The 24,031-nt window shown below is 67.7% G+C and carries 23 protein-coding genes and 1 pseudogene; 12 read left to right on the top strand and 12 right to left on the bottom strand.

All coding sequences use genetic code 11. The features are described from left to right. Positions 1-1,640: tetratricopeptide repeat protein (locus ABZ260_RS19510; RefSeq protein WP_355619265.1), on the top strand; the 1,640-nt coding region annotated here is incomplete at its 5' end. Positions 1,641-1,977: 337 nt separating this feature from the next. Here ABZ260_RS19510 and ABZ260_RS19505 read toward each other — a convergent pair. Both ABZ260_RS19505 and ABZ260_RS19500 read right to left on the bottom strand, forming a co-directional pair. Next, positions 1,978-5,217 carry a M28 family peptidase gene (locus ABZ260_RS19505; protein WP_355619262.1) on the bottom strand — a complete coding sequence of 1,080 codons (3,240 nt, stop codon included), beginning with the start codon at positions 5,215-5,217 and terminating at the stop codon, positions 1,978-1,980. Between the two features lie 138 nt (positions 5,218-5,355). Then, complete coding sequence (locus tag ABZ260_RS19500) at positions 5,356-6,306, bottom strand: LysR family transcriptional regulator (protein WP_355619289.1); 951 nt, start codon at positions 6,304-6,306, stop codon at positions 5,356-5,358. 612 nt (positions 6,307-6,918) lie between these two features. Between ABZ260_RS19500 and ABZ260_RS19495 the strand changes: the two genes are divergently transcribed. After that, positions 6,919-7,263 carry a hypothetical protein gene (locus ABZ260_RS19495; protein WP_355619259.1) on the top strand — a complete coding sequence of 115 codons (345 nt, stop codon included), beginning with the start codon at positions 6,919-6,921 and terminating at the stop codon, positions 7,261-7,263. 53 nt (positions 7,264-7,316) lie between these two features. Here the strand turns inward: ABZ260_RS19495 and ABZ260_RS19490 are convergent, their stop codons facing one another. Then, complete coding sequence (locus tag ABZ260_RS19490) at positions 7,317-7,493, bottom strand: hypothetical protein (protein WP_355619256.1); 177 nt, start codon at positions 7,491-7,493, stop codon at positions 7,317-7,319. An 84-nt stretch (positions 7,494-7,577) separates the two neighbouring features. Next, positions 7,578-7,940 carry a hypothetical protein gene (locus ABZ260_RS19485; protein ID WP_355619253.1) on the bottom strand — a complete coding sequence of 121 codons (363 nt, stop codon included), beginning with the start codon at positions 7,938-7,940 and terminating at the stop codon, positions 7,578-7,580. Between the two features lie 181 nt (positions 7,941-8,121). On the opposite strand from ABZ260_RS19485, the gene ABZ260_RS19480 reads away from it, so the two are divergent. Together ABZ260_RS19480 and ABZ260_RS19475 are read left to right on the top strand one after the other, a co-directional pair. Continuing rightward, entirely contained in the window at positions 8,122-9,042 is a 921-nt protein-coding gene (locus ABZ260_RS19480) for an HAD domain-containing protein (protein ID WP_355619250.1), read from the top strand. After that, positions 9,023-9,349, top strand: coding sequence for a type II toxin-antitoxin system PemK/MazF family toxin (locus tag ABZ260_RS19475; RefSeq protein WP_355619247.1), 327 nt, complete (start codon positions 9,023-9,025; stop codon positions 9,347-9,349). Before ABZ260_RS19480 ends, ABZ260_RS19475 begins: the two co-directional genes overlap by 20 nt. A 427-nt stretch (positions 9,350-9,776) precedes the next feature. On the opposite strand, the gene ABZ260_RS19470 is transcribed toward ABZ260_RS19475, so the two are convergent. From ABZ260_RS19470 to ABZ260_RS19440, 7 genes and pseudogenes are all read right to left on the bottom strand, one after another. Beyond that, positions 9,777-10,478 (bottom strand): type II CAAX endopeptidase family protein, encoded by a 702-nt coding sequence (locus tag ABZ260_RS19470; protein ID WP_355556213.1) that lies wholly within the window; start codon positions 10,476-10,478, stop codon positions 9,777-9,779. Positions 10,479-10,599: 121 nt separating this feature from the next. Next, positions 10,600-11,019 (bottom strand): CPBP family intramembrane glutamic endopeptidase, encoded by a 420-nt coding sequence (locus tag ABZ260_RS19465; RefSeq protein ID WP_355619271.1) that lies wholly within the window; start codon positions 11,017-11,019, stop codon positions 10,600-10,602. Positions 11,020-11,218: 199 nt separating this feature from the next. Then, positions 11,219-11,800: a response regulator transcription factor gene (locus ABZ260_RS19460; protein WP_355619268.1), complete on the bottom strand. Its 582-nt coding sequence runs from the start codon at positions 11,798-11,800 to the stop codon at positions 11,219-11,221. Between the two features lie 151 nt (positions 11,801-11,951). Next, positions 11,952-13,010 carry a hypothetical protein gene (locus ABZ260_RS19455; RefSeq protein ID WP_355619292.1) on the bottom strand — a complete coding sequence of 353 codons (1,059 nt, stop codon included), beginning with the start codon at positions 13,008-13,010 and terminating at the stop codon, positions 11,952-11,954. 168 nt (positions 13,011-13,178) lie between these two features. Then, positions 13,179-13,307: pseudogene (locus ABZ260_RS19450) on the bottom strand (helix-turn-helix transcriptional regulator); the annotation flags it as partial. 241 nt (positions 13,308-13,548) lie between these two features. Then, positions 13,549-13,920 carry a hypothetical protein gene (locus ABZ260_RS19445; protein WP_355619244.1) on the bottom strand — a complete coding sequence of 124 codons (372 nt, stop codon included), beginning with the start codon at positions 13,918-13,920 and terminating at the stop codon, positions 13,549-13,551. A 17-nt stretch (positions 13,921-13,937) separates the two neighbouring features. Beyond that, on the bottom strand, positions 13,938-15,233 hold the full coding sequence (locus tag ABZ260_RS19440; RefSeq protein ID WP_355619241.1) for a helix-turn-helix domain-containing protein: 1,296 nt from the start codon (positions 15,231-15,233) through the stop codon (positions 13,938-13,940). 225 nt (positions 15,234-15,458) lie between these two features. On the opposite strand from ABZ260_RS19440, the gene ABZ260_RS19435 reads away from it, so the two are divergent. From ABZ260_RS19435 to ABZ260_RS19405, 7 genes are read left to right on the top strand one after another with little or no spacing between them, the layout of a single operon-like run. Further along, positions 15,459-16,640 (top strand): adenosylhomocysteinase, encoded by a 1,182-nt coding sequence (locus ABZ260_RS19435; RefSeq protein ID WP_355619238.1) that lies wholly within the window; start codon positions 15,459-15,461, stop codon positions 16,638-16,640. Beyond that, positions 16,637-17,251 (top strand): AAA family ATPase, encoded by a 615-nt coding sequence (locus ABZ260_RS19430; protein ID WP_355619235.1) that lies wholly within the window; start codon positions 16,637-16,639, stop codon positions 17,249-17,251. The genes ABZ260_RS19435 and ABZ260_RS19430 overlap by 4 nt, the downstream gene beginning before the upstream one ends. Then, positions 17,248-18,147, top strand: a complete 900-nt coding sequence (locus tag ABZ260_RS19425) for a glycosyltransferase (RefSeq protein WP_355619232.1) — start codon at positions 17,248-17,250, stop codon at positions 18,145-18,147. The genes ABZ260_RS19430 and ABZ260_RS19425 overlap by 4 nt, the downstream gene beginning before the upstream one ends. Positions 18,148-18,194: 47 nt before the next feature. Continuing rightward, entirely contained in the window at positions 18,195-19,070 is an 876-nt protein-coding gene (locus ABZ260_RS19420) for an aminoglycoside phosphotransferase family protein (protein WP_355619229.1), read from the top strand. Further along, the gene (locus ABZ260_RS19415) at positions 19,070-19,804 is read left to right on the top strand and encodes a glycosyltransferase (RefSeq protein WP_355619226.1); all 735 of its coding nucleotides are present in this window, start codon (positions 19,070-19,072) and stop codon (positions 19,802-19,804) included. The genes ABZ260_RS19420 and ABZ260_RS19415 overlap by 1 nt, the downstream gene beginning before the upstream one ends. After that, positions 19,801-20,703 carry a PIG-L family deacetylase gene (locus ABZ260_RS19410; protein WP_355619223.1) on the top strand — a complete coding sequence of 301 codons (903 nt, stop codon included), beginning with the start codon at positions 19,801-19,803 and terminating at the stop codon, positions 20,701-20,703. The genes ABZ260_RS19415 and ABZ260_RS19410 overlap by 4 nt, the downstream gene beginning before the upstream one ends. Further along, positions 20,700-21,755, top strand: coding sequence for a glycosyltransferase (locus tag ABZ260_RS19405; RefSeq protein WP_355619220.1), 1,056 nt, complete (start codon positions 20,700-20,702; stop codon positions 21,753-21,755). Before ABZ260_RS19410 ends, ABZ260_RS19405 begins: the two co-directional genes overlap by 4 nt. Before the next feature lie 12 nt (positions 21,756-21,767). Here the strand turns inward: ABZ260_RS19405 and ABZ260_RS19400 are convergent, their stop codons facing one another. Then, positions 21,768-22,823 carry a phosphotransferase gene (locus ABZ260_RS19400; protein ID WP_355619218.1) on the bottom strand — a complete coding sequence of 352 codons (1,056 nt, stop codon included), beginning with the start codon at positions 22,821-22,823 and terminating at the stop codon, positions 21,768-21,770. Positions 22,824-23,195: 372 nt separating this feature from the next. Between ABZ260_RS19400 and ABZ260_RS19395 the strand changes: the two genes are divergently transcribed. Further along, positions 23,196-23,771 (top strand): ATP-binding protein, encoded by a 576-nt coding sequence (locus ABZ260_RS19395; protein WP_355619215.1) that lies wholly within the window; start codon positions 23,196-23,198, stop codon positions 23,769-23,771. Positions 23,772-24,031 lie beyond the last annotated feature (260 nt).

The raw sequence follows: 24,031 nt of genomic DNA, 5'->3' as shown, positions 1-24,031 counted from the left end.
CCCAGCTCGTCATCGTCGCCTACGAGACGGGACTGGTCGCGGCCGCGCGGCCACACTGGGCGGTCGGCGCGCTCACGGAACGGCTGACCGATGAGCGCCATCGGCTCGACGAACTGCGGCACGGCGACCTCGCGGTGCGTCCCGGACTGCAACTCGCCTACCGGGGGCTCAGCCCGGCCACCGCCCGGGGGTTCGCGCTGCTCGGCGGGTTGAACGTCCCCTCGTTCCCGGAGTGGCCGGTGGCCGCGCTACTGAACGCCGAACCGGCCGCGGGGGCCGCCGCGCTGGAGGAGCTGCTCGACGCCCGGCTGCTGGACGACCTCGGCCCCGATCGGGCAGGCCAGCCGCGTTACCGGTTTCACGCGGTCACCCAGCTGTACGCGCGCGAGCGCCGGGAAGCCGAGATCGGCCGGCCCGAATGGGTCGCCGCGCTGGCCCGGACCGCCGGCGGCTGGCTGGCCCTCGCCCGGCAGGCCCAGGACCACCTGCACAGCGACCGGTTTCACCTCGACGACCGGAGCGGCCCGCCGGTCGTCGCCGACCCGCGCGCGGCCGCCGTCGCCGCCCATCGGCCCATCGAATGGTTCGAAGCCGAACGGGAGAGCATCGCGGTACTGGTCCAGGCGTGCGCCGAGACAGGTCTGACGGCGACGGCACGCGGCCTGGTCGGCTGCAGCACCGACTTCTACGACTTCCGAGGTTATTACGATGACCTGCGGCGGATCCTGGAGACGGCGCTGACCGCCTGCCGGCAGGCCGGCGATCGCCTCGGTGAGGCGGCGATGCTCCGAGGGCTCGGTCACTGCCTGGTCGAGCTCGATGACATGGATGAGGGTCTGGCCATGCTGCACGCCGCGCGCGTGCTGGCCGAGAGAGTCGGTGATCCATCCGGGGCTGCGCTGGCCCGCCGGTACATCGGTTTCACCCTGGGGCTGATCGGCCGACTCGACGAGGCCGAGGCGGAGATACGTGTCGCGGTGCGGGAACTGCGGCTCACCGGGCAGCGGTCCGCCGAGGCCGTTGCCCTCGCCAGCCTCGGGTTCGTGCTGCGGCAGCGCGGTGACAGCGCCGAGGCCGTCGACATCCTTCGCACGGCGTCGCTCATCGCCCGATCGTGCGGTGACCGGTTCGCCCAGGCCTGTAGCTCGCGAGGCCTCTCCGGGGCGTTTCTGGCCCAGGGGAAGGTCCAGGAGGCGCAGCGGGCGGCCCGGCGATCCGTCACGCTCTTCGAACAGATCGGTGATCTGATCGGCACCGCCCAGAGCCTGCGGGTGCTCGGCGAGGCACTCGCGCACGAGCCGCACAGGCTGGTCGAGGCCGAACGGGTGCTGGGCAGCGCGGCCGCGCTGTTCCGTGAGCGGGGGCACAACTGGGGACTGGCCCTCACCGAGCTGAGCCTCGGCGAGGTGGAGCTCGGCCGTGATGCCGAGGGGGCCACCGACCGCCTTCACCGTTCTCTGCGCTACTGGACCGACAATCAGGTGCCGGCTCTGCGGGCGCGTACGCTCGTCGCGCTCGCGTCCGCCGCCGAACGGGCGGGTGACCCTGACGCGCGGAGACTGCTGGCCAGCGCCCATCGGATCTACCGGGAGCTGGGCATACCGGCCGCGAGTGCCCTCAACGACACCGTACCGCCCTGAGAAACGACAACGACGCGGGACACCGGCGTTCCGCCGCGCTGCCGGGACCACGCCCACCGGACGGGCGCGTGCCGAGCACGTCCGGCGGCCGACGATCGCCGGAGCCTCGCGGATCAGCTCGTCATCGACGAGCGCCTCCACCATGAACAGCGCGAAGTCCATCCGCCAGGTGATGTCGCCGGTGAGAACGCCGCAAGTAGCCTGATGTCCCAATCGGTCTGGCAGCTTCCGGCTCATCACGCGAGCCCGAGTGGACCCCATGGAATGGGCACGGAAAACGAGTACGGCGGGCGATCGGTGACCGCCCGCCGTACTCTGTCAGTGGATCGTCATCCGATCAGAGCCGCTGCCACAGGGCTGGAACGTTCGGCGGCTCCCAGCCGGGCAGTGAGGTGTGACCCTGCAGGCATCGGTAGCCGACGCCGTTGTAGGTCACGGTGTCCCCCGCCGCGTACAGGGTCCAGGTCTGCCAGGTGCTGCCGCCCTGCCCACCGCTGACGGTGAGACTGAAGGTGGCCGAGCGGTCGGCGCTCGTACCGTCCGCGTTGAGGTTGATCGTGTAGGTCCCCGCGGGGGTGCTCGCCGAGGTGGCGATCGTGACCGCGGAGGACTGGCCGGAGTTGATGTTCGCCGGGCTGAAGGACGCGGTCGCGCCGGAGGGCAGGCCGGAGGCGCTCAGCGTGACGGCCTGCGCGTTACCGGAGGTCACCTGGGTGCTGAGCGTCGCGCTTGCCGACTGGCCGGGCTGGACCGAGGCCGAGGACGGGCTCACCGAGACCGAGTAGTCGTTGGCCGGAGGAGGGGTGTCCCCCACGGCGAGCTTCCACAGGGCGTTGGCGGCGGCGTCCGCGTTGCGGTCCAGCGCGGTGGTGTTGATGTTGGAGGTGGTGTCGCAGGCGGAGTGGTAGCAGCGGTCGAAGGCCTGGCCCGCGGTGCCGCCCCACTTGGCGGCCTGAGCCGACGTCTTGACCGTCTCGGCGCCGGTGAAGACACCGCCCACCTTGACGCCCGCGTTCTTGAACGGGGTGTGGTCGCTGCGGCCGTCACCCGCGGTCTCGATCTCGGTCGGGACGTTGAGCGTGGCGTAGTAGTCCTTGAAGATCTTCTCGATGGCCGGGTTGTCGTCGTAGACGAAGTAGCCCGGGTTCGGCGAGGCGGTCATGTCGAAGTTGAGGTAGGTGTCGACCCCGCTCGCGCCGCCGTTCTGGACGTAGTGGGTCGAGCCGCGCAGGCCGAGCTCCTCGGCGCCCCACCAGGCGAAGCGGACGTGCTTGGTCAGCGTGGGGTTACGGTTGGCCAGTGTCAGCGCGACCTCCAGCAGGGTCGCCGAGCCCGAGCCGTTGTCGTTGATACCGGGACCGGCCGTGACGCTGTCCAGATGGCTGCCCAGCATGACCGTCGGACCGGTGGGGCCGGCCGGCCAGTTGGCGATCAGGTTGGAGTGGGTCTGGCCGTTGTAGGTGAAGTTCTGCACCGTCGTGCTGTAGCCGGCCGCGTCGAGCCTGCCCTTGATGTAGTTCAGCGAGGCGGTGTAGCCGGAGGTGGCCGAGGCCCGGTTGCCGCCGTTGCCGGAGGCGATGGACTGCAGCTGGTTCAGGTGCGCCGTCACGTTGGCCACCGGGATGTCCGGGCTGGTCGGGTCGGGCGGGTTGCCGCCGGTGACGGTCAGGGAGTAGCTCGCCGTCCGGTCCACGTCGGCGCCGTCGGCGGTGACCGTCACCGAGGAGGTGCCGCTGGGCGTGCTCCCCGAGGTGGCCAGCGTCAGCGTCGAGGTCTGGCCCGCCGTGATGGTGGCCGGGCTGAAGGACGCGGTCGCGCCGGAGGGCAGGCCGGAGGCCCGCAGCGTGATGGACTGGGCGCTGCCGCCGGTCACCGTGGTCCCCACGGTGGCGGTGGTGGACTGGCCGGCCTGCACACTGCCCGAGGTCGGGCTGAGGGAGACCGAGAAGTCGTTGCCGGGCGGGTTCACCGTGCAGGTCGCCTCGCCGCTCTGCGCCGGGACGTTGACGGCGGCCCACGCGGCCTTGGTCGCGTTGACCTCGACGCAGCTGTTCGGGAAGAGCTGCTTGGCCGCGGCCACGGTGGTCAGGCGCGCCTTGGCGTGCGTCCACGGAATGGTCTTGCTGTTCAGGCCGCCCATGAAGATCTGACCGGCCTTCTGGATGCCGATGCCGGTCAGGCCGGCCGGTCCGGAGCAGACGGTGCTGGCGGGCTTGCCGGGCGGGTTGGTGCCCTCGGCGAGCAGGTAGAACCAGTGGTTCTGCGGTCCGGCCGCCGCGTGCACCTCGGTGTTGGGGATCGAGGAGCTGTAGCAGTTGGGGTCGCCGAGCGCGCCGGGGTTGTACATGTTGCGGATCGGGCCCTGGCCGACCAGGTTGACCTCCTCGCCGACCAGGTAGTCCGGCGGGTCGGAGGCGTTGGCGGCGAAGTGCTCGGTCAGCGCGCCGAAGATGTCGCCGGTCGACTCGTTCAGGCCGCCGGCCTCGTTGCCGCTGCCCGCCCCGCCGGAGCCGGAGAACTGGAAGATGGCGTGGCCGTACTCGTGGCCGACCACGTCCATCGGGGTGGCCTGCTGGTTGTTGGCCTGGTTGTGCCCGAAGTTGGTGTAGGACCCGTTCCAGTAGGCGTTGACCTCGTTCAGGCCGACGCGGGCCGGGAACGCGCCGCCGGAGCCGTTGAACCCGTTACGGCCCAGCCAGTCGCGCAGCATGTCCCATTCCTTCTGCGCCGCGTACAGGGCGTCGACGCAGGCGGTCTCCAGGCTGGTGCCCTGGCCGTTGCCCCAGGCGTCGTCGGTCCCGGTGTAGGCGGTGCCGCCCTGCCCGCCGCAGCGCAGGCCGGGGCGGGTGGTGTCGGTCATCGAGTACGAGCTGCCGGAGCCAGAGGTCTGGATGGTCAGCGGGTTGCCGTTGTAGAAGCCGTTGCCGGTGCCGGCGCGGACGTCGTCGTAGGAGTCCACGACCGTTCCGTCGAGGGCGTCCACGAAGACGTGCAGGACGCTCGGAGCCTCCTTGGTGGCGCCGGTGACGACCACCTCCCACGCCAGCCTGGGCTGCTTACCGGCCGCGTGCACGACCAGCCGGGGGGTGCTCACGCTCTCCACGGTGGGCAGCTTGCCGCGGGCGGTGACGGCCGCGGCGGCGGCGTCGATCTTGCCCTTGACACCTACCTCGATCCTGGCGCGCTGGCCCGAGGCCACGGACCCGACCTCCTGGCCCGTCCGGTCGGTGGTGACGATCACGTCACCGCCGTAGACGGGCAGCCCGCGGTGGGTGCGGGAGTAGGTCAGGTACTGCAGGCCGCGGGTTCCCACGATGGTGTTCGTGAGCGTGAACTCGTCCTCCGCCGTCTTGAACAGGGCGTCGGACCCGGCGGCGAGGGCGCCGCCGGCGCTGGAGACCGCGCGCCTGCGGGATTCGGGATCCGGCGACGCGAACGCCGGCGGATCTGCGGACATGGTACGGGTGGCGGTGCCCGCGGGGGCTGTGGCGGCGCCGGCGGCGCTCACCACTGAGGTCGTGGTCATGGCGACGGCGGCCAGTACGGCGACCGCGCCCAGCTTGACCTTGGGATTCACGCGGGGTGACTCCTCTCGGTGTCCCTTGGGGGGTTAGAGGGATGCAAGGAGCCCTGACGTTTTGGGCTGGACCAAAGCTGACACCGTGAGCGCGGGACGAGTACCCTACGAAATTGCATAACTTCGCGATATAGGCGGCTAAACAGGTGTAGAAAGCGGCACGTGGCGCCTCAGCCATGACGCGTAGACGGGGGCGCGCCGCACCTCGGCCCAGTAGGTTCTGGTGACGGCCTGGACCAGTTCGTGCCCGTACCGGGCGACCGGCCCGTGCTCGGTCCACCCGATCATGTGCCGGAAGCGCAGCGGGGTCCCGGCGAGTGGCCGGATGGTGATCCCCGGGTGGCCCTTGCTGGTCGCCTGGAACATGCCGACGCACCGGCCCGAGGAGATGAGGTCGATGGCGAGGCTGAGGTCGGCGGAGTAGCCGACCTTCGGGGTGAAGCCCTGCTCGGCGCAGGCGGACCAGAAGTGCTCGCGATGTCCCGCCTCGACCAGCGCGTGCATGACCCAGTCCTCGCCGGCGAGATCACGCAGCTCGATCTCCTCCTGCCGGGCGAGCAGGTGAGAGGCGGCCACCCCGACGAAGATCGGCTCGACGGCCACGCCCGCGTAGACCACTCCCGGGGGCGGGAGGAGCTCGTGTCCCGGATAGTCGCCGAGGGTGGCGAGCTCCAGGCGCTCGGACTCCAGGAGTCCGGGCAGCAGGTCCATCGCCTCCTCGGTGCGGACGGTGATGTCGGCACCGTCCAGCAATTCGTTAAGGCATCCGATAACATTTATCGCTAAATGGCTGGACATGCAGCCCAGGCGAATTCTGATCTTCTCCGGGGGCTGCTCGGCGTAGCGCATGCCGTCCCGCCGCAGCTCGTCGAATGCCGGCAGCAGCGACCGCGCCCTGATCAGCACCCACGCGCCGAGATCGGTGGGCCGTGCCCCCTCCCGGCCTCGCTCGAACAACGGTCCGCCGAACATCCGCTCGATGCGTCGCAACTGCGTGGCGAGCGCGGGCTGCGACATCTTGAGTGCGACGGCCGCTTTGGAGATACTGCCCGAATCGGCGATCGCACAGATTGCTCGTAGGTGACGCACCTCTAGGTCCACGCCGGGAGCTTAATAGTAAAGAATCTTTCCGGTAAGACCCAAGTTTCGGGGAGACGGATCCATGCCCCCGTAGCCGATCCTGACGACGGCCAGAGCTGCGGCTCCTCGATCGGCGTGTCACCATGAAACGGCTCTGTCCTCTTTCGGTGGTGACAGAGCGCCAGCCCAAGAAGATGCGGTGGCGGAGCAGGGCAAAACCGGCTCGGCCGCGCGTCAGGCATATCAGGCAGCGGATCCGCACCACCACGAGCTTTCGCGCCGCCGTCCTGGGCACCTCAGCATCCAGGTCTTGTGCGATCTGCTCAGCTCCCTGCCACGCGGGTATCCACGACGGCACATGATTCGACAGCGACAAGACACGGTTCCCATCCAAGACGGTGGTCGGCTGAGCCGAAATCCTGACACATCGACCCTGCTCTTTCGGGTGCCACATCCCGTAGATCATTTATAAGTTCAGAGAAGCTGAGATCACAGCCCACCGAGCGAAGAGGACGAGATCGAGTCATGTCGAGGAAACCAAGCGCGACCACGGGCTTCGAAAACGTGTGTCGCAACGCCAGCACGGCACTGGCGTCGTGTGAGGGCTACTTCATTCACCGGATGTCGTTTGACGTCATCAATGGCCGCGATGCACTGGAGATCGGACTCAGGCAAGGCCCGGAATGGCCGGACATCACCATCTCGCTGGAGAGTCTGTATCACTTGTCGATCAGCAAGCCTCCAGAGTCCTCGGGCTGTTTCGTCGACGAAATTTCGGTGCTACACCTTCCGACATCACCGCGCCCGTGGCCTGACGGGCTCACCGTCGTCCGACGCCACAGGGGGTTACCCGAACTGGCCTTGCTAAGGCTGGTTGGTCCGATGGAGATCGGAGTCGTCGCGTCGATCCTGACTGTCTTCACCGCGATGAGCGACGACCTGGCCGCTACTGAGCCGACGGTATGAGGACCGATACCTCTGAAACTCGTTAGTTCAGAGAGGCTTGCGTCAAGTGCCCCCTACTTCGCGCCGACCCAGCTCAACAGCCACGGCTCGAAGAAATCCACGCCAACCTCCACGACCGGCTCCAAAAAGCCAAGAACCAGGGCCGGCTCGGTGAAGTCGCCGCGATCGAGACCACCCCAGCCGCAGCAGCGCAGAAGCTGGAGGCCATGCGCGACCTCACTGCGAAGCACACCACCGTCCACCTCGGCATGCCCGACTTCCGCAGTAGTGCCGGACGTCTTGATGCCGAGCTGTGATGGTGGTGTCGCTTCGAATCAGTAGCGTCTGTCCAGGGCTTCAACGAGGCTGCGGAGTTCGCGCGCCCGCCGCCGGGTCATCGCCAGCATCACTGCTTCGAGGTACTCGCGGGCCTGCCACGGGTCGCCGCAACAGGCCCACTCCGTGCAGCCGTCGCTCTCGTAGTCCCACAGGCGTCGATTCGGCTGATGGACGAAGCTTCTCCAGCGCACCATCGCTGACCCGATCGAGCCAGGCCACAGGTACTTCTTCTGACGCTCGATCCGTCGGATCTCTGCGAGTGCTTTCGAGGACAGACCGTGAATGGTCGTGATGTCGTCCTGCATCCGGGGCCGGCGCGGAAACTCGGCACGGACGCGGCCAAGCCGTTTACCCGGCATCGGCCTTTCTGATGATCGTCATGCCAGACATCTTCCCACCAGAGGGTGCCATCTGGCCAGCGCCGAGCGCAAGGACTGATTACCGATCGACGCCCGCCCTTCCGTTCGCGAGGCGGATGGAGCCGCTCGTCGGACCTCGTCGTCGAGTCAGACCGCCAGGACGAGCCGCTATCGTGCAGCCGTGACCGGTTCCGGGCAGCGTCCGCTGCTCTTCCTCGATGTCGACGGACCACTCATTCCTTTCGGCGCGGCGCCGCAGCAGTATCCGACTTATCAAGCGAGTCCTGAACCACAGGGAACCGGCTCGAATCCGCTTCTGGCCAGGATCAATCCCAAGCACGGGCCCCGGTTGGCGGCACTACCGTGCGATCTGGTCTGGGCCACGACATGGATGGCCGACGCGAACGAGTGCATCGCACCACGGATCGGCCTGCCGAAGCTGAAAGTGGTGATCTGGCCGGAACCATCCGACACTGACAAGCAGGACGAGCGGAACAGGCTGCACTGGAAAACCCGCGCCCTCGTCGACTGGGCAGCAGGTCGCTCATTCGCTTGGGTCGATGACGAGATCACGAACACCGATCGAACCTGGGTGTCCGCACACCATCGAGGACATGCCCTGCTCCATCGTGTCGACCCCCGTCAGGGCCTGACCGACTGTGACTACGCCGCTCTCAACGAGTGGCTGCAGAGGATCATTGGGGCGCCGCCATCGCTTTCTTCTCCTTCGATCTTGTACTTCGCACTCGAAGGATCACGCGATGGCCGTCCTCATTTCACGGCGCCACGCCCACTACCTGGGGAAACTCGTACACCACCTCCGTGGACGCAACCCGAAGCTCAGCGAGATCCCTCGTCGTACAGTGAGGATATGGGCATGCTTACCGTGCAGATCGATACGGAGACAGAGGAGGCTCTGGCCGAACTCACCTCCGACGGCAGATCTCTCGCGGACGTGGTCCGCGATGCCATCCGTCAGGCCGCATGGCGCCGACAGGAGCAGCAGGCCCGGCGTGACGCCGAGAGGCTGGCAGGTGACCCCGCCGACCGCGCCGAAACCCAGGCGATCATGCACGACATGGATGACCTGCGTGCGTGGTGACGTGTACCGGCTGCGAGCGCCGAAGAACGCGGTAGGACACGAGCAACGCGGCGAACGCTTCGCCATCCTCCAGTCAGACCGGCTCGCACACATCTCCACGATGCTGGTCGCTCCCACATCAACGAGTGCGGCACCGAGCATCTTCCGCCCGGAGATCGAACTCGACGGCACCACGACCCGGGTAATGGTCGAACAGACCGTGGCGATCGCCCCGATCCGCCTTGGAGACTTCGCCGGGCGGCTCTCTCGCTATGAGCTGGACAAGGTCAGTAAGGCTCTTCGCCTGGTCTTCGCTCTCTCCCCATAACGAAGCACCACATCGGGACGGCCTGGCCCCTCGCCGAAAACAGCCACGACCCGCTGCTGACCCGCCGCTCCTTCACCGTCGGCCCTGGCAAAAGCGCCGTCTCGCCCTCCCCTCAAGCAATCGTCTGATCTTCCCGCCCCGACCTCATCCGACTCTCCCACCGGGATCTATTTGCACACGATCACCGTCGCGGGTTTTCGCGGCATCGGCAGGCCGAGTCGGCTTCATCTCCCCCAAGGCGAGGTCATCCGGTTGCGGCGGGAGGCCGCCTCCGCCGAGGCCGCCCGTGTCGCATCGTGGGCCAACTCTCTGTGTCAAGCCCAAGCGGGATCATCCGCCCGTAGCCAGGGCCGCGTCTGCGGGTGCGTAGTGAACGCGGCCCGCGCCTGGTCGCGGTGAGCACTCCACCTGAGCCTGCCAAGGAGGGTTATCCCACTGCGTAGATGAAAAGGAACGAGCTGTTGTAGACGATGTGGAGCACAACTCCTGGCCAAACCGACTTGGTGCGGCATAGCAGCCAGCCGCAGCAGAGCCCGACGACCAGCGCCGAGGGAAACACCAGATTGATGCCGTGCCATAGAGCGAAGATCAACGCACTGGCCAAGACGGCGACCCAGGTTCCCCATCGCTGAAAGAAGCGGGTGAGGATTCCTCGAAACAACAGCTCCTCGCCCAGCGGAGTCAACACCCCACCAAAGGCGATGGTGCCGACCAGGGTAGCGAGGCCACCAGCGGCTGAGGCGCGCAGCTGGCCTTGGGCATCGTCGATACCTGGAAAAAGCGTGGCGACAACCGTGTCGAATGTGAGGATCACCGCTAAGCAGCCGGCTGCGAGGGCAACGGCAATGAGCAGCCATTTCGGCTCGACGCTCCGCAGCCCGAAGGGCCGGACGTCACGAATCCGCACCAGCACCACGATGGCGAAGACGGCGAGCGGTGCCACCCCGGAGAACGCGAGCTGCACCACCCCCTCCAGTGCCGGCGTCGGCGCTGGAAACGCGACCAGCAGCGTCAGACCGCCCGCGTAGAGCACGACCGCCGCGACCAGCGCGACCACCAACTCGATCCAGCCGGGGCGAACATCCGCACCCGCCTGGCTCGCTTCCCGTCTTTCGTTCTGTTCAGTCATGACACGCATTGCACACCGTGCCCTAAGGGCACGGTCAAGCGCTTCCAGACCGGCGGCTGCGGCCTGCGGATGAGATGCGGAAGGACCACATCCACCAGCAGCGAGACCAATGCCTACGTTTCTACGCTCGGCGCGTTCGACGGGTGAGTGTGAAGCCGACGATCACGACGGTGGCGTAGGTGATCCATCCGGGCCAGCCCATGGCCGATCCGTTGACGGTGTCGATCGTCGCACCCGGGACGATCAGTGAGGTCATGACGAGTGCAGAGGTTGCGTTGTTCACTCCGTGGGCGAGCGCTGTGGGCCACAGGGAACCGAGGCGCACGGTCAGCAAGTAGAGGAAGTCGCCCACCACGATGCAGGCCGCAACCAGTGCCAGTTGTCCAGCCCACGGTGCGACATCGGGATAGTTGTAGCCGAGGAGGATCAGCGGTGCGTGCCACAGCCCCCAGATGATGATCGCGACCGGTAGCCCCCAGAGCTGGTGGATTCGCGGCATGAGGTATCCGCGCCACCCGATCTCTTCACCAAGGGCGAGGATCAGGTCGCTCTACGGACCGGCGTCACCCCACGCGGGTCGTCGTCGGTGTTGAGCTGGGTCGGGTTCCGGGGCGCGGCGCCCTCCCTCCCGCCGATGGCGTCGGACATCACGATCTCCTCCTGGTTGAACGGCGGGAGTCTCCCACCGCCGTCAACGCTAGGAATCACGTCACATCGAGTCGAGCTGCTTCAGGACGAGATCACGGCTTTGCATCCTTCGATGCAGGCGCTGGTTCCTCCTCGTCGGCTACTCGAACGACGCGGTTCTGATACGCCCACACGACCGCCTGAAGTCGTGAGCGCACTCCGATCCTGGGAAGCATGCGCGCTAGGTGGGACTTTACGGTGGAGACCTCGACGTGGAGCTCGGAGGCGATGTCGTCGTTCGACATCCCCCGTGCAAGCAGGAGGAGAATCTCGATCTCGCGTGCGGTCAGAACCGTGTCTGCACGGTCGGGCGTGACCGGGTGCAGTCGGCGACGCTGCGCGAACTCGCGGATCACACGGCGGGTGAGGGATGAGTCGATGGTTCCCTGCCCTTGCGAGACACTGCGCACTGCGTCAACAATCTGCTCGGCATCGGCGTCCTTCAGCAGGAAGCCGGAGACTCCCGCTTCCAGAGCGCCGAAGATGTACTCGTCCAGGGCGAAGATCGTGAGCACCAGGACCGGGATCGGGTTCGCAGCCTCGGCACCGCACAGCGCCTGCGCGACACGGATCCCGTCGCGGCCGGGCATCCTGATATCGAGGCACGCCGTCTGCGCTCCCCACGTAGCGGGGATGGTCCCGATCGTGGAGAAGGCGGCGCAGGCAGACCGTGGTGCTCCCCGCACATGCGGGGATGGTTCCGGTAGCAGCCTCGCGGGCGGGACATAGCGGGTGTTAGGTGATCTGCCTACGTTGTCGCCGGCTGCGGAGGCAGACCTCATGTGGTTAGGCGGCGAGTTCGGTGTGCAACTGGTCGCGGAATTGGCGGACCATGATGCTGCTGCTGTACGGGTCCAACTCGTCGGCGAACTTCTGGGCGAGTTCGGTCGCGCGGGCGGAGGTCAGTGCCTTCGTCATCGGAATCGCGGCCCGCGCCATGTCGATGGCCTGCTCCAGCTCACCCATGCCGAGATACTCCTCGGCAGCATGGATTTGGTTGAATTGCGCGGTGCGAGGGATGCGCTCGCGATACTCGGTTACGGCCGCTTCCGCAAGGCCTACCGCTCGCCGATGCTCACCAAGCATGCTCCAGCAGCGACCCGCCTGCGCTCTCAGCTCTGCTTCCTCATATCTACTGACCCACTCCGGATCGCGGTCACTGGCCCCTTGGGCGTACGCCCGCTCGGCCTCGGTAATCAGTCGCTCGACCTGCTTGGCGGTATGCCGGTCAGGGTTCCCGGACTGACTGGCCTGCAAGGCCGTCGCCCAAGCCTCCCTGGACAGCATCAACGCCATGACGCGCGGGGATGCCTGTGCCCGGCGGGCGGTGTCCGTCGCAGCTCGCGCGAGCCATGCCGCCCAGGTGGCCTGCTCCAGGTGAATCGCCTGCCGGGCCAGCGTCGCCAGCACCCAGGCACCGGTCAACGAGTCGTCCCCCGTCTTCGCCAGCCGCAGCGCCTGCCCGAAGTGCTGCTGCGCCTGACCGTGACGGTTCGAGTCGAAAGCCGTCCAGCCCGCCAGCCAGCTCATCCCGGCCGCCGCCGACATCAACGCCGATCCCACCCGATCGTCGTAACGTCCTCGGAGCAGCGGCTTCACCGTCTTGTCCAGGTATCCAACCACCACCAGACGGACCAGCCCGGCCCCGAACTGGTTGTCCATCTGGCCGAACACCTTGCACGCCTCATGGATCCGCTCCACATCGGCCATGCCGACCATGGCGTTGGTCCCCCGCTGCGCGACCGAGGCGGGCGGCACCCCGTAGTTCCACGCCATCAGCCACTCCCCCAGCGCCGCAGGGACGAAGGGCAGCGAGGCCAGCAGGTGGCGCCGGGTCTCGTCCATCTCATACCTCCACAGCAGCGCGGCCGACCTCACGGTAGCCGCGGTCGAGGTGTCGCCGTACTCCGTGATGGGCCACGAAGAGGTCTCCCCGAAGCTCCACCCGTCTATCCACCGCTCCACCTCGATCGGGCTCACCTCGAACAACTCCGCGAGCCGCCGCCGGGAACCGGCCCGCACCCCCTGCCCTCCCCGCTCCCAGCGTGACCAGGTCGTCGAGGCCACCCCCACCTTCTCCGCCGCCGCCTTCTGGCTCAACCCCCGCTGCCTACGCGCCCTGGCCAACTCCGGCCGAGGCATCCCACTGCCCGACTCGCCCACAACCCCTCCCCTTTGGTAGTCGAATGACTACCTATTGTGATGCGCGGAGGTCGCCACACACCACCCCGTACCGGGAAACGACCAGCGAACGACCACCTATTAAAGACCGTCGTCAACAGGTCTATACGGCGGCGCGGATCAAGGCGATCAAGACCACCAGGACGGTGTGGGATTTGCCGGCTGGTCGACAAACCCCAGCCGGTTACGTAGACGAGCGGCCCTAGCTTTCCAGCTCGATCCGCTCGAAGATGTCCGCGTCCGTCTCCTTCTGCCAATCGGGCAGGTCGTCCCAGTCGGCGACGTAGCCGGGTTTCGGGTCTTCGATGTGCTTGTAGATCTGCGCGATCCAGCACAACGCCACGAAGCGGCTCTTCTGGGCGCGGGTGAGTTTACTGGTGGAACCGGCGCTCAACGTGATGAAGTCACGTACCTGCCTGAACACGGTTGCGGCGGCTTGCCGCTCCCAGTCGGGGGTGTCCTCCCAAGGAGTGACATAACCCGGCTTCGGCTCCCCCGGGTAGTACTTATGAACCCCGGCGATCCACGCCTCGCGGAAGATACGGCCGCTCTGTTCATCCATCATGCTCTCCATAAAATTTCCTCTCAATGTCAGGCAATACGCGCAAGTTGGGAAATGTGCTCGGTGAGTTGCGAGACACGATTGTCAGCGGCGAGCGGACCAAGCTGGGCCCGCAGGTCTTGTAGCTTGCGACCGACGTAGCCGGACGACTGGGTCTGCTCGGCCAGTGCAACAGCCGCACCACCGTAGTGAAGCACCTGGTCCACGTTGTGGCGTTGGATGCCGAGCATGGCCAGGTCGGTCAGCACACTGCCGCGGCGCCGCAGGGAGACCGCCCGGTTCAGGGCCTCGGTGAGCGCGCTCTCGGCCAGGTCGGCTCTGCCGAGCCGGAGGTAGCAGGTGCCGCGTTCTTCGGCCAGGCGCGAGCCGTCGAAACGTAGCCATCCGCTGCTGGTGACCGGCTCGCTGAGGGTGCGGACCTGGTCGGCGGTGTCGAGGGCGCGGTTGCACGCGTCCAGATCGCCCAGAACAGCGAAACCTTGGGCTTGGACGGCGGCCACCCATTGACGGGTGGACAGCTGGGTGTCTCCGCGGGCGGCGACGCGGGCGGCCAGGGACAGCATGGAAGCGGCTTGCGGAAAGCGGTGCTCGTACATGCTGACGAAGGCATGGCGGGTGAGCGCGCAGGCCCACAGATCGTGGGAGCCGGCTTCTTTGCCGGCGTTGGCGGCCAGGGTGTAGCAGAAGGCCGCATCGGTATAACGATTGCTGTCGAAGAAGATCTCACCGGCCAGCTGGTACAGGTCGCCGGCAAGGGCACACAGCCGCTGGTGTAGCGCGGCGGTTTTCGCCTGCTCCAAGCCGGCGGTCAGCAGGCGTAGCTGCTGGCCGACCGCCGGATAAACCAGCCGCTTGGACTGCGACAGCGCGAACACCTGCCACAGGTGGATGTTGAGTTGCTCGTACTGGTCAAGATCAAGAGCTTGCGCTGTCTGGGCGGCCTGGTCGGCATCGGCGCTGTCAGTCTGAGGCAGGGCCACGAGGGTGCCCGTGACGCTCAGCAGGCGAAGCAGTTCACGGCGTTTCATATCGTCACATTCACATAGGTCCACGTCGGGTGCGGTCACGACGAGGCCAGTGATGACCCGCGCCGGTGGAAAACAGGAGACGGCCGGGCTGTTAGCGGCGCCGAGGAGGGCTTCGAGCTCTTCCCAGCTCACCTGCAGGAGCGTGGCAAGCATCGGGCGGCTAACGGGCTGCGGATCACACTCCCCGCGTTCCCACCGGGCGACCGTTGAGCGGTCGACGTCCAGTTCTTCGGCCAGCGACTCCTGGCTGTAACCCAGAGATCTTCTGCGATCCGCGAGGTGTTGCCGCCTGGTCATAAGCCCTCCGAGGCATGCCCATCCGCCACCGTCAGGGTACGGGATGCGTCCTCGATGCGTCAGAGATGCATTGTGCCTGCCCTGGTTCGCCCTGGGACATCACGGTTGGCTAGCGAGAAGTAACCCTCTGCCAAGACGGGAGTCTCCATGCCTCACCGTGCACGCCAGCCCCGCTCCCCTGTCGATCAGGTTCCGTCGTCCACGCAGCCGAAACAGCCCAAGCGTATGCAAACGCTGTCATCCACAACAGGGACGAGTGGCTTCTTCGCCGAACTGGCCGCGGACCTGCCCGCCACCGACGCCGCGACCATGGTGATCACTCACCTGCTGCCCGGCCAGATGGACTTCCTCATGGCTGTAGATCGCGTCGCCGAAGTGGCTGCGGTCCTGCCCAAACCCAAGTCCGCCGACCCGCTCACTTTGGAAGCTGTCGCCGCGTCCTACCACTGCGACGTCTTGGACCGCGGCCGGTTCGCCGACCCTGTCTGGCTGACCGCCTACATCGAGGACCGGGCCGCGGGCCGACCGCTGGTGCTCGCCGACATCGGCGGGTACTTCGCCCCCGCCCTCGCCCAAGTGTGCGAGATGTTCTCCGGGCGGATCGCCGGCGTGGTGGAAGACACCGAGAACGGGCTACGCCGCTATCTCACGCTGGGGGCGCTGCCGTGCGCGGTCTACAGCGTGGCCCGCAGCCCGCTCAAAGAGCCTGAGGATCGGCTGGTGGGCGAGGCGATCGTGTTCTCGGTCGAGTCGCTGCTGCGTCGGCTGGGCGAGATACTGCCGGGCCGTCAGGCGTGCGTGCTGGGCTTCGGAAAGATCGGCGCGGGGATCGCGGCGGCGCTGCACGCCCGGCACGTGCGGGTCATCGTGCTCGACACCAACCCTGTCCGGCAGGCACAGGCCATCTCGATCGGCTACGGCTGGGCGAGCTTGCCGGAGGCCATGTCGGTCTCCGAACTGGTGATAAGCGCAACCGGCAGCCGCGCCATCGGCATGGAGCACTTGGCCCTGCTGCGCGAAGGAGCGGCCCTGGCCGGCGCGACCTCCAGCGACGACGAGTTCGATCTGGCCGACCTGCACGAACCCGCCGGTGGGTTCATCCGCGACGACCTGATGCCCGGCGTGGCCCGCTACAGCCGGGCGGGGCGGTCGTTTGTCCTGCTCGGCAACGGCAACGCGGTGAACTTCCTGCACACCTCGGCGCTGGGCCCGGCCATTCACCTCATCAAAGCCGAGATCGTCGCCGCAATGGCGCGCCTGGCTGCCGACCCGCACGCCCCGGGCCTGTACGAAGTCCCGGAGGCGGTCCGTGCCCGGGTCGCCGCCGCCTGGGTCGAGGCGTTCCAGCCGCCCGGGCTCCAGCCGCGCGACGAGCTCACCGCGGTCGCGAAGGCGGCCAGACGATGATCATCGCGATTGAGGGGGTCAGCAGCACGGGAAAGTCCACCTTGGTCGCGAGCCTGGCTCACCAGCTGGGCTGGGACACGGTCAGCTGTTACTACCACGTCGCCGACGACCCCGCAGTGCTGGGTGAGCCGCTGGCCACGTCCGAGGACGAGCAGTTGGCCGCGGTGACGGCGCACCTGGCCATCGAGGAGCAGCGGCACCGCCAGGCGCAGGCCGCCCTGGCGCGGCACGGCGGCGTCATCTTGGACCGTAGCGTCGACACCGTGCTGGCCCACATGGGCGCGGTGGACCGCATCCAAGGGTTGGATGCCAGGGCGCGGGCTCTCGCCCTGGTCACCGAGCGCGTGGCAGCCGATGCTGCCACCGTCCCCGACCTGACGCTGTTGTTGACCGCCGCCCCCGAGGTGCTGGGCTCGCGCGCCGCGCGCCGGCCTGGCCTGCCACGCCTCTACTACGATCCGGCGTTCGTCACGCACTTCAACGCTCATTTCGCCGCCCCACTCAGCCTTCGCTGTGTTCGGCTGGACGCCGAGGCCGCCCCAGAGGCGGTCCTGGATGCGGCCCTGAACCAGATCACCCACGTCGACGTGATCTCGGCGGGGAGGACGTGACGGTGTTCGCCTTCGGCTTGTGCGTCGACGAACGTTACCTGCTGCCGTCTCTGGTGACGCTCGAATCCCTGGCCGGCACGCTGCCTCCTGCTGAGCGGCGGGCGACGGCCGTGCGAATCCTCACCACGGATCTGACCCGCCAGCACGCCGCCACCATGGCGAGCCTGACCTCCCGGCTGGGTTTCGGTTCGTTCGATCTGCGGTGGGCTCGGCCGATGAACGAGGCGTTGCTGGTGGACGCCGACTACATCACCATCACCGCCTACCTACGCTTCCAGTTCACCCCCGCATTCGTCGCCCGCCCCTACCTCATCTACGTCGATGCTGACACGATCGCCGTCGACGACATCTCCGGGCCACTGGACGGCCTGTCCGAGCATCGCCTTGGTCTGGTCGCCGACGAGTTCACCCCCGCAGTCGGCCGCGGGCATGCCCTGCCCGGCCTCATCGAGGACCAGCCTGCTATGTCGGGTCGCCCATACTTCAACGCCGGCGTGTGGTGGGCGCACGTCAGGATGCTCGCCGCAGTGCGCGCGGGCGTCCGGCACGCCCTACGCAGTGGGCGGCGCTACATCTTCCACAATGATCAGGACGCGCTGAACCTATGGCTGCTGGCCGCCGACGCCGTCCAGCAGATCCCGGGCAGGTTCAACACCTACGAGCTGGCCCGATTCCTCGAACGCGGCGACTGGACGCGCCGCTACACCACCCGCTCCCCGCACGACACCGACACCGCGCTGCTGCACTTCGTGGGCAGTGCCAAGCCATGGCTGCCGTCCTGCCCGCCGACCGATCACGTGCGCCTGTATCGCTCTCACCTACGGCGCACGCTGCGAGGTGTGCGCCGCCTCGGTGACTTCAGCATCGACGCCCCCGCTTTCCGGCGGCGTCCATGACCGGCTCGCCAGGCCGCCCGGCGATCGAAGCCGCCTGCCGTGCCCTCATGACCACCGACATCGCTGGTACCTGCCGCCTGGCCGACGCCCCGAACACCGCCGTCTACCGGGTGATGCTGGCGCCGCCCCAGCCTCCCCGAGTGATCGTCAAGCTGTACACGGGCCGGGCCCGTTGGAAGGCGATCAAGGAATATCAGCTGTTCGCCGCGCTGACGGGGTGCTCAAGGGTCAACGTCCCGCAGGTGCTGGCCTGCGGCCCCGTGCCGGGCCTGGACATCATCGCGCTGATCATGCGTGATCTCGGCTCCGCCACCCTGCAGAAGGTGACCGGCAGCGGGACCTGCTCGCGCGGCGAGGCCCTCGGCCTTCTCGGGCGCCTCCTGCGGTCCTTCCACCAGCTGCCCTACCCGCCTCCCGGCCCCGGCGCGCCACTCGCCGTACTCGACTTCGCCGCACAGGTCACCGCGCTGCGGCAGCACCTTCCCGACGAGCTGCGAACCGCCACGCAGGCGTCACTGGAGCAGGCGATCGACCTGTTCCAGACCAGGCCGCCGGTGTGGTGCCACGGCGACCTGCATTCCGACAACGTCCTGCTGTGCGGCCAGGAAGGTGACCGGGTACCGCACCTGATCGACTTCGAGCAGAGCACGATCGCCGCCGCCGAGTACGACCTGGCCCAGACCGTGGTCACCTCCGACGCCTTCGGCCATGACGACCAGGCCCAGCTGCTTGCCGCCTACGGGACCGGCCTGTCGGAAGACCTGCTGGCCAGCCTGATCACCTTCCACACGCTGCGCGGCTGGCGATGGGCCGCCCTCCACGAGAACCGGGACGTCGCCCTGTGGCAGGCCCGCTTGAGGCTCGTCCTCGACCAGTACGCCGGGGCGACGCAAACTCGGCCTGATACGAAAGGACACTCCTGATGGATGATCCGGTCCTGTCGGTGGTGATTCCCGCGTTCAACGAGGAGAACTACCTGCCCAGATACCTGCCCACCGTACTGGCCTCGGTGCGCAGCTGGGAGCAGGCCAGCGGGCAGCGCGGCGAAGTTCTCGTAGTCGACAACGCCAGCACCGACACCACCGCACAAGTCGCGGCTGGCCTTGGAGCCCGTGTCGTCTCCGAACCGATCCGCGGCATCGGCCAAGCCCGCAACGCCGGAGCCGCCGCAGCTGTCGGACAATATCTGGTGTTCATCGACGCCGACGTCGACTTTCCCATCGAGGGGATCAACGAAGCCGCCCGATACCTGGCCTCGGGCACCTGCGTGGGTGGCGCCATCCCGCCCCTGTACGAGCCAACGAAGACCGGCACCCGGCTACTGGTCGCGGCGTGGGCGCTGTATCGCCGGTACGGCGGCGGCGCCCAGGGCGTCACCCAGTTCTGCACTCGAGCGGCGTTCTTCGCGCTGGCCGGCTATCGGGCCGAGCTGTTCATGAGCGAAGACGTGGACTTCTTCGCCCGCCTCACTCGACTCGGCAACCAGTGCAACAAGCCGGTCATCCACCTGACCGGCCTGCGAGTACGCCCCTCGAACCGCCGTTTCGAGCAGTGGCCGAGCTGGCGGATGATCTGGTGGGGCAACCCGATCACCGCGCGCCTGTTCCTGACCTCCCGCCGTTTCTGGCGCAACTGGTACGACACCACCGTCCGATGAAGGCAGGCGTGCACATGCGGCAACGACCGCTTCCCACCCCGGATGCCACCGGCGTCTACACCTTCCCCGATGACCTGGCCAACGCGCACCGCGCCCACCAGGACCGGCTCACCGCGCGCCGCCGCGCAGGCGACGCCACCGTGATGGAGGTCACCGCCCCGTACGGCGGACACCCCTATCTGATTGAGCAGCGGCATCCGGTCGGCCAGCCCGTCGTGGTGATCGAACCCCACCACGACGATCTGGTGTTGTCGGCCAGCGGTCTGTTTCTCACTCGGCCACGCCCGCTCACCGTGGTCACCGTGTTCACTCGGTCGACCAGCGCGCACCGGTCCGCCCTGGCCAAGCACCCCGGTGAGGAGGCCGTGTCGACGCTGCGCGCGGGTGAATCCCGTCAGGCGTTGCTACCTGTGGGCGCTGATCAGCGGCTGCTCGGCTACCGCGACGCCACACCACCGTACCGGCCCTACGATCCAGCGGTCTTGAAGCTCGTCACCGCCGACCTGGAGCGGGTGCTGGCCGAGGTGGGCGCCGCCGAGTTGCTCGCTCCGGTCGGGGTCACCCGCCACCCCGACCACCTGCTCGTCCACGAAGCGGCCCGCCGGGTGGGCTGCCGCTGGTTTTGGGAGGACGTGGCGTTCTGGCAGACCTACGGCCTGTCGACAGATGACCGGCAACTGTTCCAGGAGCGCGTCGGCGACAGTCTCGTCCCCGAACTGGTCGACATCACCAGTGTGCTGCTCGACAAGCTCACCCTGCTGTACCTGCACGCCTCCCAGCTGCAGCCGCTACACGCCATGTACCGGCCCTTGCGTCACGCGTGGACCACCGCCGCCGCCCTGCGGCCCGCCGACCCGGTCTGTTTCGCCGAACGCTTCTACCGGAGAGAGACACAATGACCATCCCAGCCGGCACGGTCGTTTTCGCCTGGCGGCGGATCCCGCCCCCGTTCCTGATCGGCGGTGCCGAGGTCTCCCAGCAGCTCCTCGCCGAGGAGTTCGCCGCCGCCGGATGGCGCACCCTCTACCTGGCCTCCCACGAACCCCCGTGGAGCACGACGTCGCAACTGCCGTCGATGCTGCGTCACCTGACCTGCACGGGAACTCCGGTCGAGCATCGGGAGAGCACGGCCGAACTGCGCTACAGGTGGAACGGCGTCGACGTCCGGGTAGTGCCGCAGGCCCGGCTCGCCACCGCGCTGCAGACGGCCCTCGACAAGTTCACACCCGACCTGGTGATCACCTCCCAGGAAGGGTCAGCGGATCTGGCCGCCGCCGCCCGCTCGCGGACGACCGTCGCCGGGTGGCTGCACTCGGTCTCCAAGACCGGGCTGCACGTCCTGAACGGCAAACCACACTACGCGCTGGCCACTTCTCAGTTCGTGCTCTCACACACCCCGCCGTCCCAGGCCGCGGTGCTGTTCTACCCGCCGTTCCGCCGCTTCGTCGGCCCCGCCGTCAGCCGTGACGGGGACCTGCTCATGGTCAACCCGGTACCCGCCAAGGGCGCCGAGCTGATGCACCGGATCGCTGAGCTACTGCCTGACCGGCGCTTCACACTGGTGATGGGCTGGTGGGACACCGCCGACGAATTCGCTCGCCACCCCAACGTCACCTACCTGCCCCGCACCTACGACATGGACGACCTGTACAGCCGGCACCAGTTGCTGCTCGTCCCGAGTGTCGTCGAGGACGCCTTCCCCCGGGTCATCGTCGAAGCCGCTTTGGCCGGGCTGCCCGCTCTGGGCTCCTCCCGAGGTGGCATCCCCGAAGCGATCGGCGATCAGACCCGGCTCGCCCCGCCCGACGACCACAGCGCCTGGACGTCCCTCATCCGCCTGCTCACCCCGGCCCGTTTGGGCGTCATAGCCGGCCAGGCACGGCTTAAGGCCGCGCCGATGACCCGCTACTGCCTGCCCGAACTCGCCGCAGCCGGGATCATCCGCCCGTAGCCGGTGCCGCGCCTACGGGTGCGTGGTGAACGCGGCCCGCACCTGGTCGCGGTGAGCGCTCCACCAGTGCAGCAGTCGCTCGCCCGACACCCACAGCCGATCAGGCCCGTGATCATTCTTGTCGTAGTGCCACTGCAACTGCCAGAAGTCGGTCATGCGCTTCCACCACAGCCGCTCGACGCCATCCGCCAGATCCTCATCGGCGATGGACACCACACTCCGGTACCCGGCGGTGAACGCTGCCACCCGCTCCAGGTCCAGTCGGCCGTCGTCGACGGTGAACTGCACCTGGGCGGTACGGGCGATCTCCTCGGCGTAGGGGCGAACGGCAAGCCGATCCCAGTCGAGCACCGCCGTGACCTTCCCGGCTTTCCACAGCACGTTGAGCGGCTGGAAGTCGCCGTGGGTCCAGCCCAACGGCCCCCGTGGTACCTCGTCTGCGGGCCGTTGCGCGGCATGAGCGGCGATCAGCGCCTTGCGTTGCTCCAGCGCCTCAGCTGCGGCGATATCGAACGGCTCCGGCGCCTCCAGCCCGGTGATCACACGCAGGAACCGGTCGGCTTCGGCTACCGCACTCTCCGGCAGGGTCACCTTCGCGCGGGGTCGCTCGACCGCCGGTTTCAGGCCCGTGCCGGGCTTGGCCAGCTCGTGGTGGATCCGCCCGAGGAGCGCCCCGAGCTCGGCTGCTTCTCCCACGTCCAGATCGGTGCCGGCGTGGTGACTTCCCAAGGCCCAAGGCAGCAGACAATAGCTGTGGCCGTCGATCTCGGCCACGGTGTCCGCGGACGCAGTGAGGTGGGGGGCACAGACCGGTAAGCCGCCGACCGCGAGCGCCTGGAGGACGTCGAGGCTCCGGCGGGCCTTCGACACCGGCACATCGGCGATCTCTTTGAGGGCGAACACACCCTCCGAGGTCTCCAAGCGCCAGTTGCGGTTCATCATTCCCGAGGGCAGAAACACCACCCGGTGGGCTTGCCCCAGGCCGAATGCCTTCACGACCTGTTCGAGCTCGCTGCCGGTGATCCTTCCCCGTACGAGCACCTGTCCCTGCGCGGCCTCATCAGTCACGCCCAGGAGGCTACGGCATCATCATGAGATCGTCCGGCCCGTTCACCCAGCTACGGCTCGTGCACCATCAGCTCAGCGGAGGTGCCGGGCACATGCGGCGCGATGTGCGGTCACGCCGCGATGACGTCAGCGCCGGCGACAACAGCCATCCCCTTGGCCTCGTAGGCGCGGAAGGCCCGTCACCCACGCCGGCTGGGAAGCTCCACAGTGGTCTCATCGTGATGCCGAAGGCCTCGGGAAACGACCAGGTGCCGACCAGCGCGGTCACGATCTTCGCCCGTCACACCAAACGAGGACGGGGCGGATTCCACCTCCCGCCCTCCGTCGTGTTCTCTACCGCTCACGGTCATCGGAAACGAACGGAGCGTGCTCATGCGGCCATTTGGTGGCATCCCCCTGGGTGTTGACGGCCACCCCGCCAAAGACCCGGCCTCACCGGCAGACCACCGGCACACCGACGGAGACGTCCGCGCACTGGTGAAGGTCCTGCGACCCGGCTCCGCCTCGCGCCGCGCCCGCGCCGTCGTCCGGGAGGTGCTCCAGGACGCGGGCCTGCCCGACGACGACATCGACTCCGCCGAGCTCATCGTGGCCGAACTCGCCGCCAACGCCGAAAAACACGCCCACCCGCCGTACGAACTACGGATCTACCACCTGGACGGCGCCCCCACCTGGTGCGAGATCGTCGACGGCGACCCCGACCCGCACGAGATCGTCATCATCCTCAACCTGCTGAACTCGGTGACGGAGATCGGCCTGCCACTCCTCGCCGAGAACGGCCGCGGACTGCTGCTGGCCCACCGGCTCTCACACGGCCACTGCCACGCCTACCCCACCACGATCCACACCACCGGCACCCCTGGCAAGGCCGTCGCCTTCGCCCTGCCCACCCCCTCGGGCACCCGCCTGACCTTCCCAAGGTCCGACAGCAGCCCGAGTACCAACTGACGTACCCGACGGCGGGGTTCCACCCGACCGAACCGTCCGGTGATCCGATCCATCAGGCCCTCGAACGCCTCCTGCCGGCGGGCAGACACTACACCGCGATCTACGGGCCACCGCATGGTCTTCTGTCTTCACACACCGATGATCAGCGGTGGCCGTATCTGTCTCCGTGCCGGTTCCGCCAGTAAGATCACAAACTAGATCTTGATCCAGTAGCGCCGTGCGGGACCGTACTCGGTGTCCCGTACGCCTTCGAGGACGCC

This window comes from Streptosporangium sp. NPDC006013, from assembly GCF_040614275.1.
In the GTDB taxonomy this organism is placed as follows: Bacteria; Actinomycetota; Actinomycetes; order Streptosporangiales; family Streptosporangiaceae; genus Streptosporangium.
Note: the sequence above shows the minus strand (reverse complement) of the source record. Positions and strands in the feature narration are given on the sequence as shown.

Excerpts from the sequence above, each read along its gene's own strand:
- ABZ260_RS19420 (WP_355619229.1), top strand. The coding sequence starts at position 18,195 with ATGACCACCGACATCGCTGGTACCTGCCGCCTGGCCGACGCCCCGAAC.
- ABZ260_RS19435 (WP_355619238.1), top strand. The coding sequence starts at position 15,459 with ATGCAAACGCTGTCATCCACAACAGGGACGAGTGGCTTCTTCGCCGAA.
- ABZ260_RS19495 (WP_355619259.1), top strand. The coding sequence starts at position 6,919 with ATGTCGTTTGACGTCATCAATGGCCGCGATGCACTGGAGATCGGACTC.
- ABZ260_RS19395 (WP_355619215.1), top strand. The coding sequence starts at position 23,196 with ATGCGGCCATTTGGTGGCATCCCCCTGGGTGTTGACGGCCACCCCGCC.
- ABZ260_RS19470 (WP_355556213.1), bottom strand. The coding sequence starts at position 10,478 with ATGACTGAACAGAACGAAAGACGGGAAGCGAGCCAGGCGGGTGCGGAT.
- ABZ260_RS19440 (WP_355619241.1), bottom strand. The coding sequence starts at position 15,233 with ATGACCAGGCGGCAACACCTCGCGGATCGCAGAAGATCTCTGGGTTAC.
- ABZ260_RS19410 (WP_355619223.1), top strand. The coding sequence starts at position 19,801 with ATGAAGGCAGGCGTGCACATGCGGCAACGACCGCTTCCCACCCCGGAT.
- ABZ260_RS19445 (WP_355619244.1), bottom strand. The coding sequence starts at position 13,920 with ATGGAGAGCATGATGGATGAACAGAGCGGCCGTATCTTCCGCGAGGCG.
- ABZ260_RS19405 (WP_355619220.1), top strand. The coding sequence starts at position 20,700 with ATGACCATCCCAGCCGGCACGGTCGTTTTCGCCTGGCGGCGGATCCCG.
- ABZ260_RS19415 (WP_355619226.1), top strand. The coding sequence starts at position 19,070 with ATGGATGATCCGGTCCTGTCGGTGGTGATTCCCGCGTTCAACGAGGAG.
- ABZ260_RS19455 (WP_355619292.1), bottom strand. The coding sequence starts at position 13,010 with ATGGACGAGACCCGGCGCCACCTGCTGGCCTCGCTGCCCTTCGTCCCT.
- ABZ260_RS19430 (WP_355619235.1), top strand. The coding sequence starts at position 16,637 with ATGATCATCGCGATTGAGGGGGTCAGCAGCACGGGAAAGTCCACCTTG.
- ABZ260_RS19485 (WP_355619253.1), bottom strand. The coding sequence starts at position 7,940 with ATGCCGGGTAAACGGCTTGGCCGCGTCCGTGCCGAGTTTCCGCGCCGG.
- ABZ260_RS19475 (WP_355619247.1), top strand. The coding sequence starts at position 9,023 with ATGACCTGCGTGCGTGGTGACGTGTACCGGCTGCGAGCGCCGAAGAAC.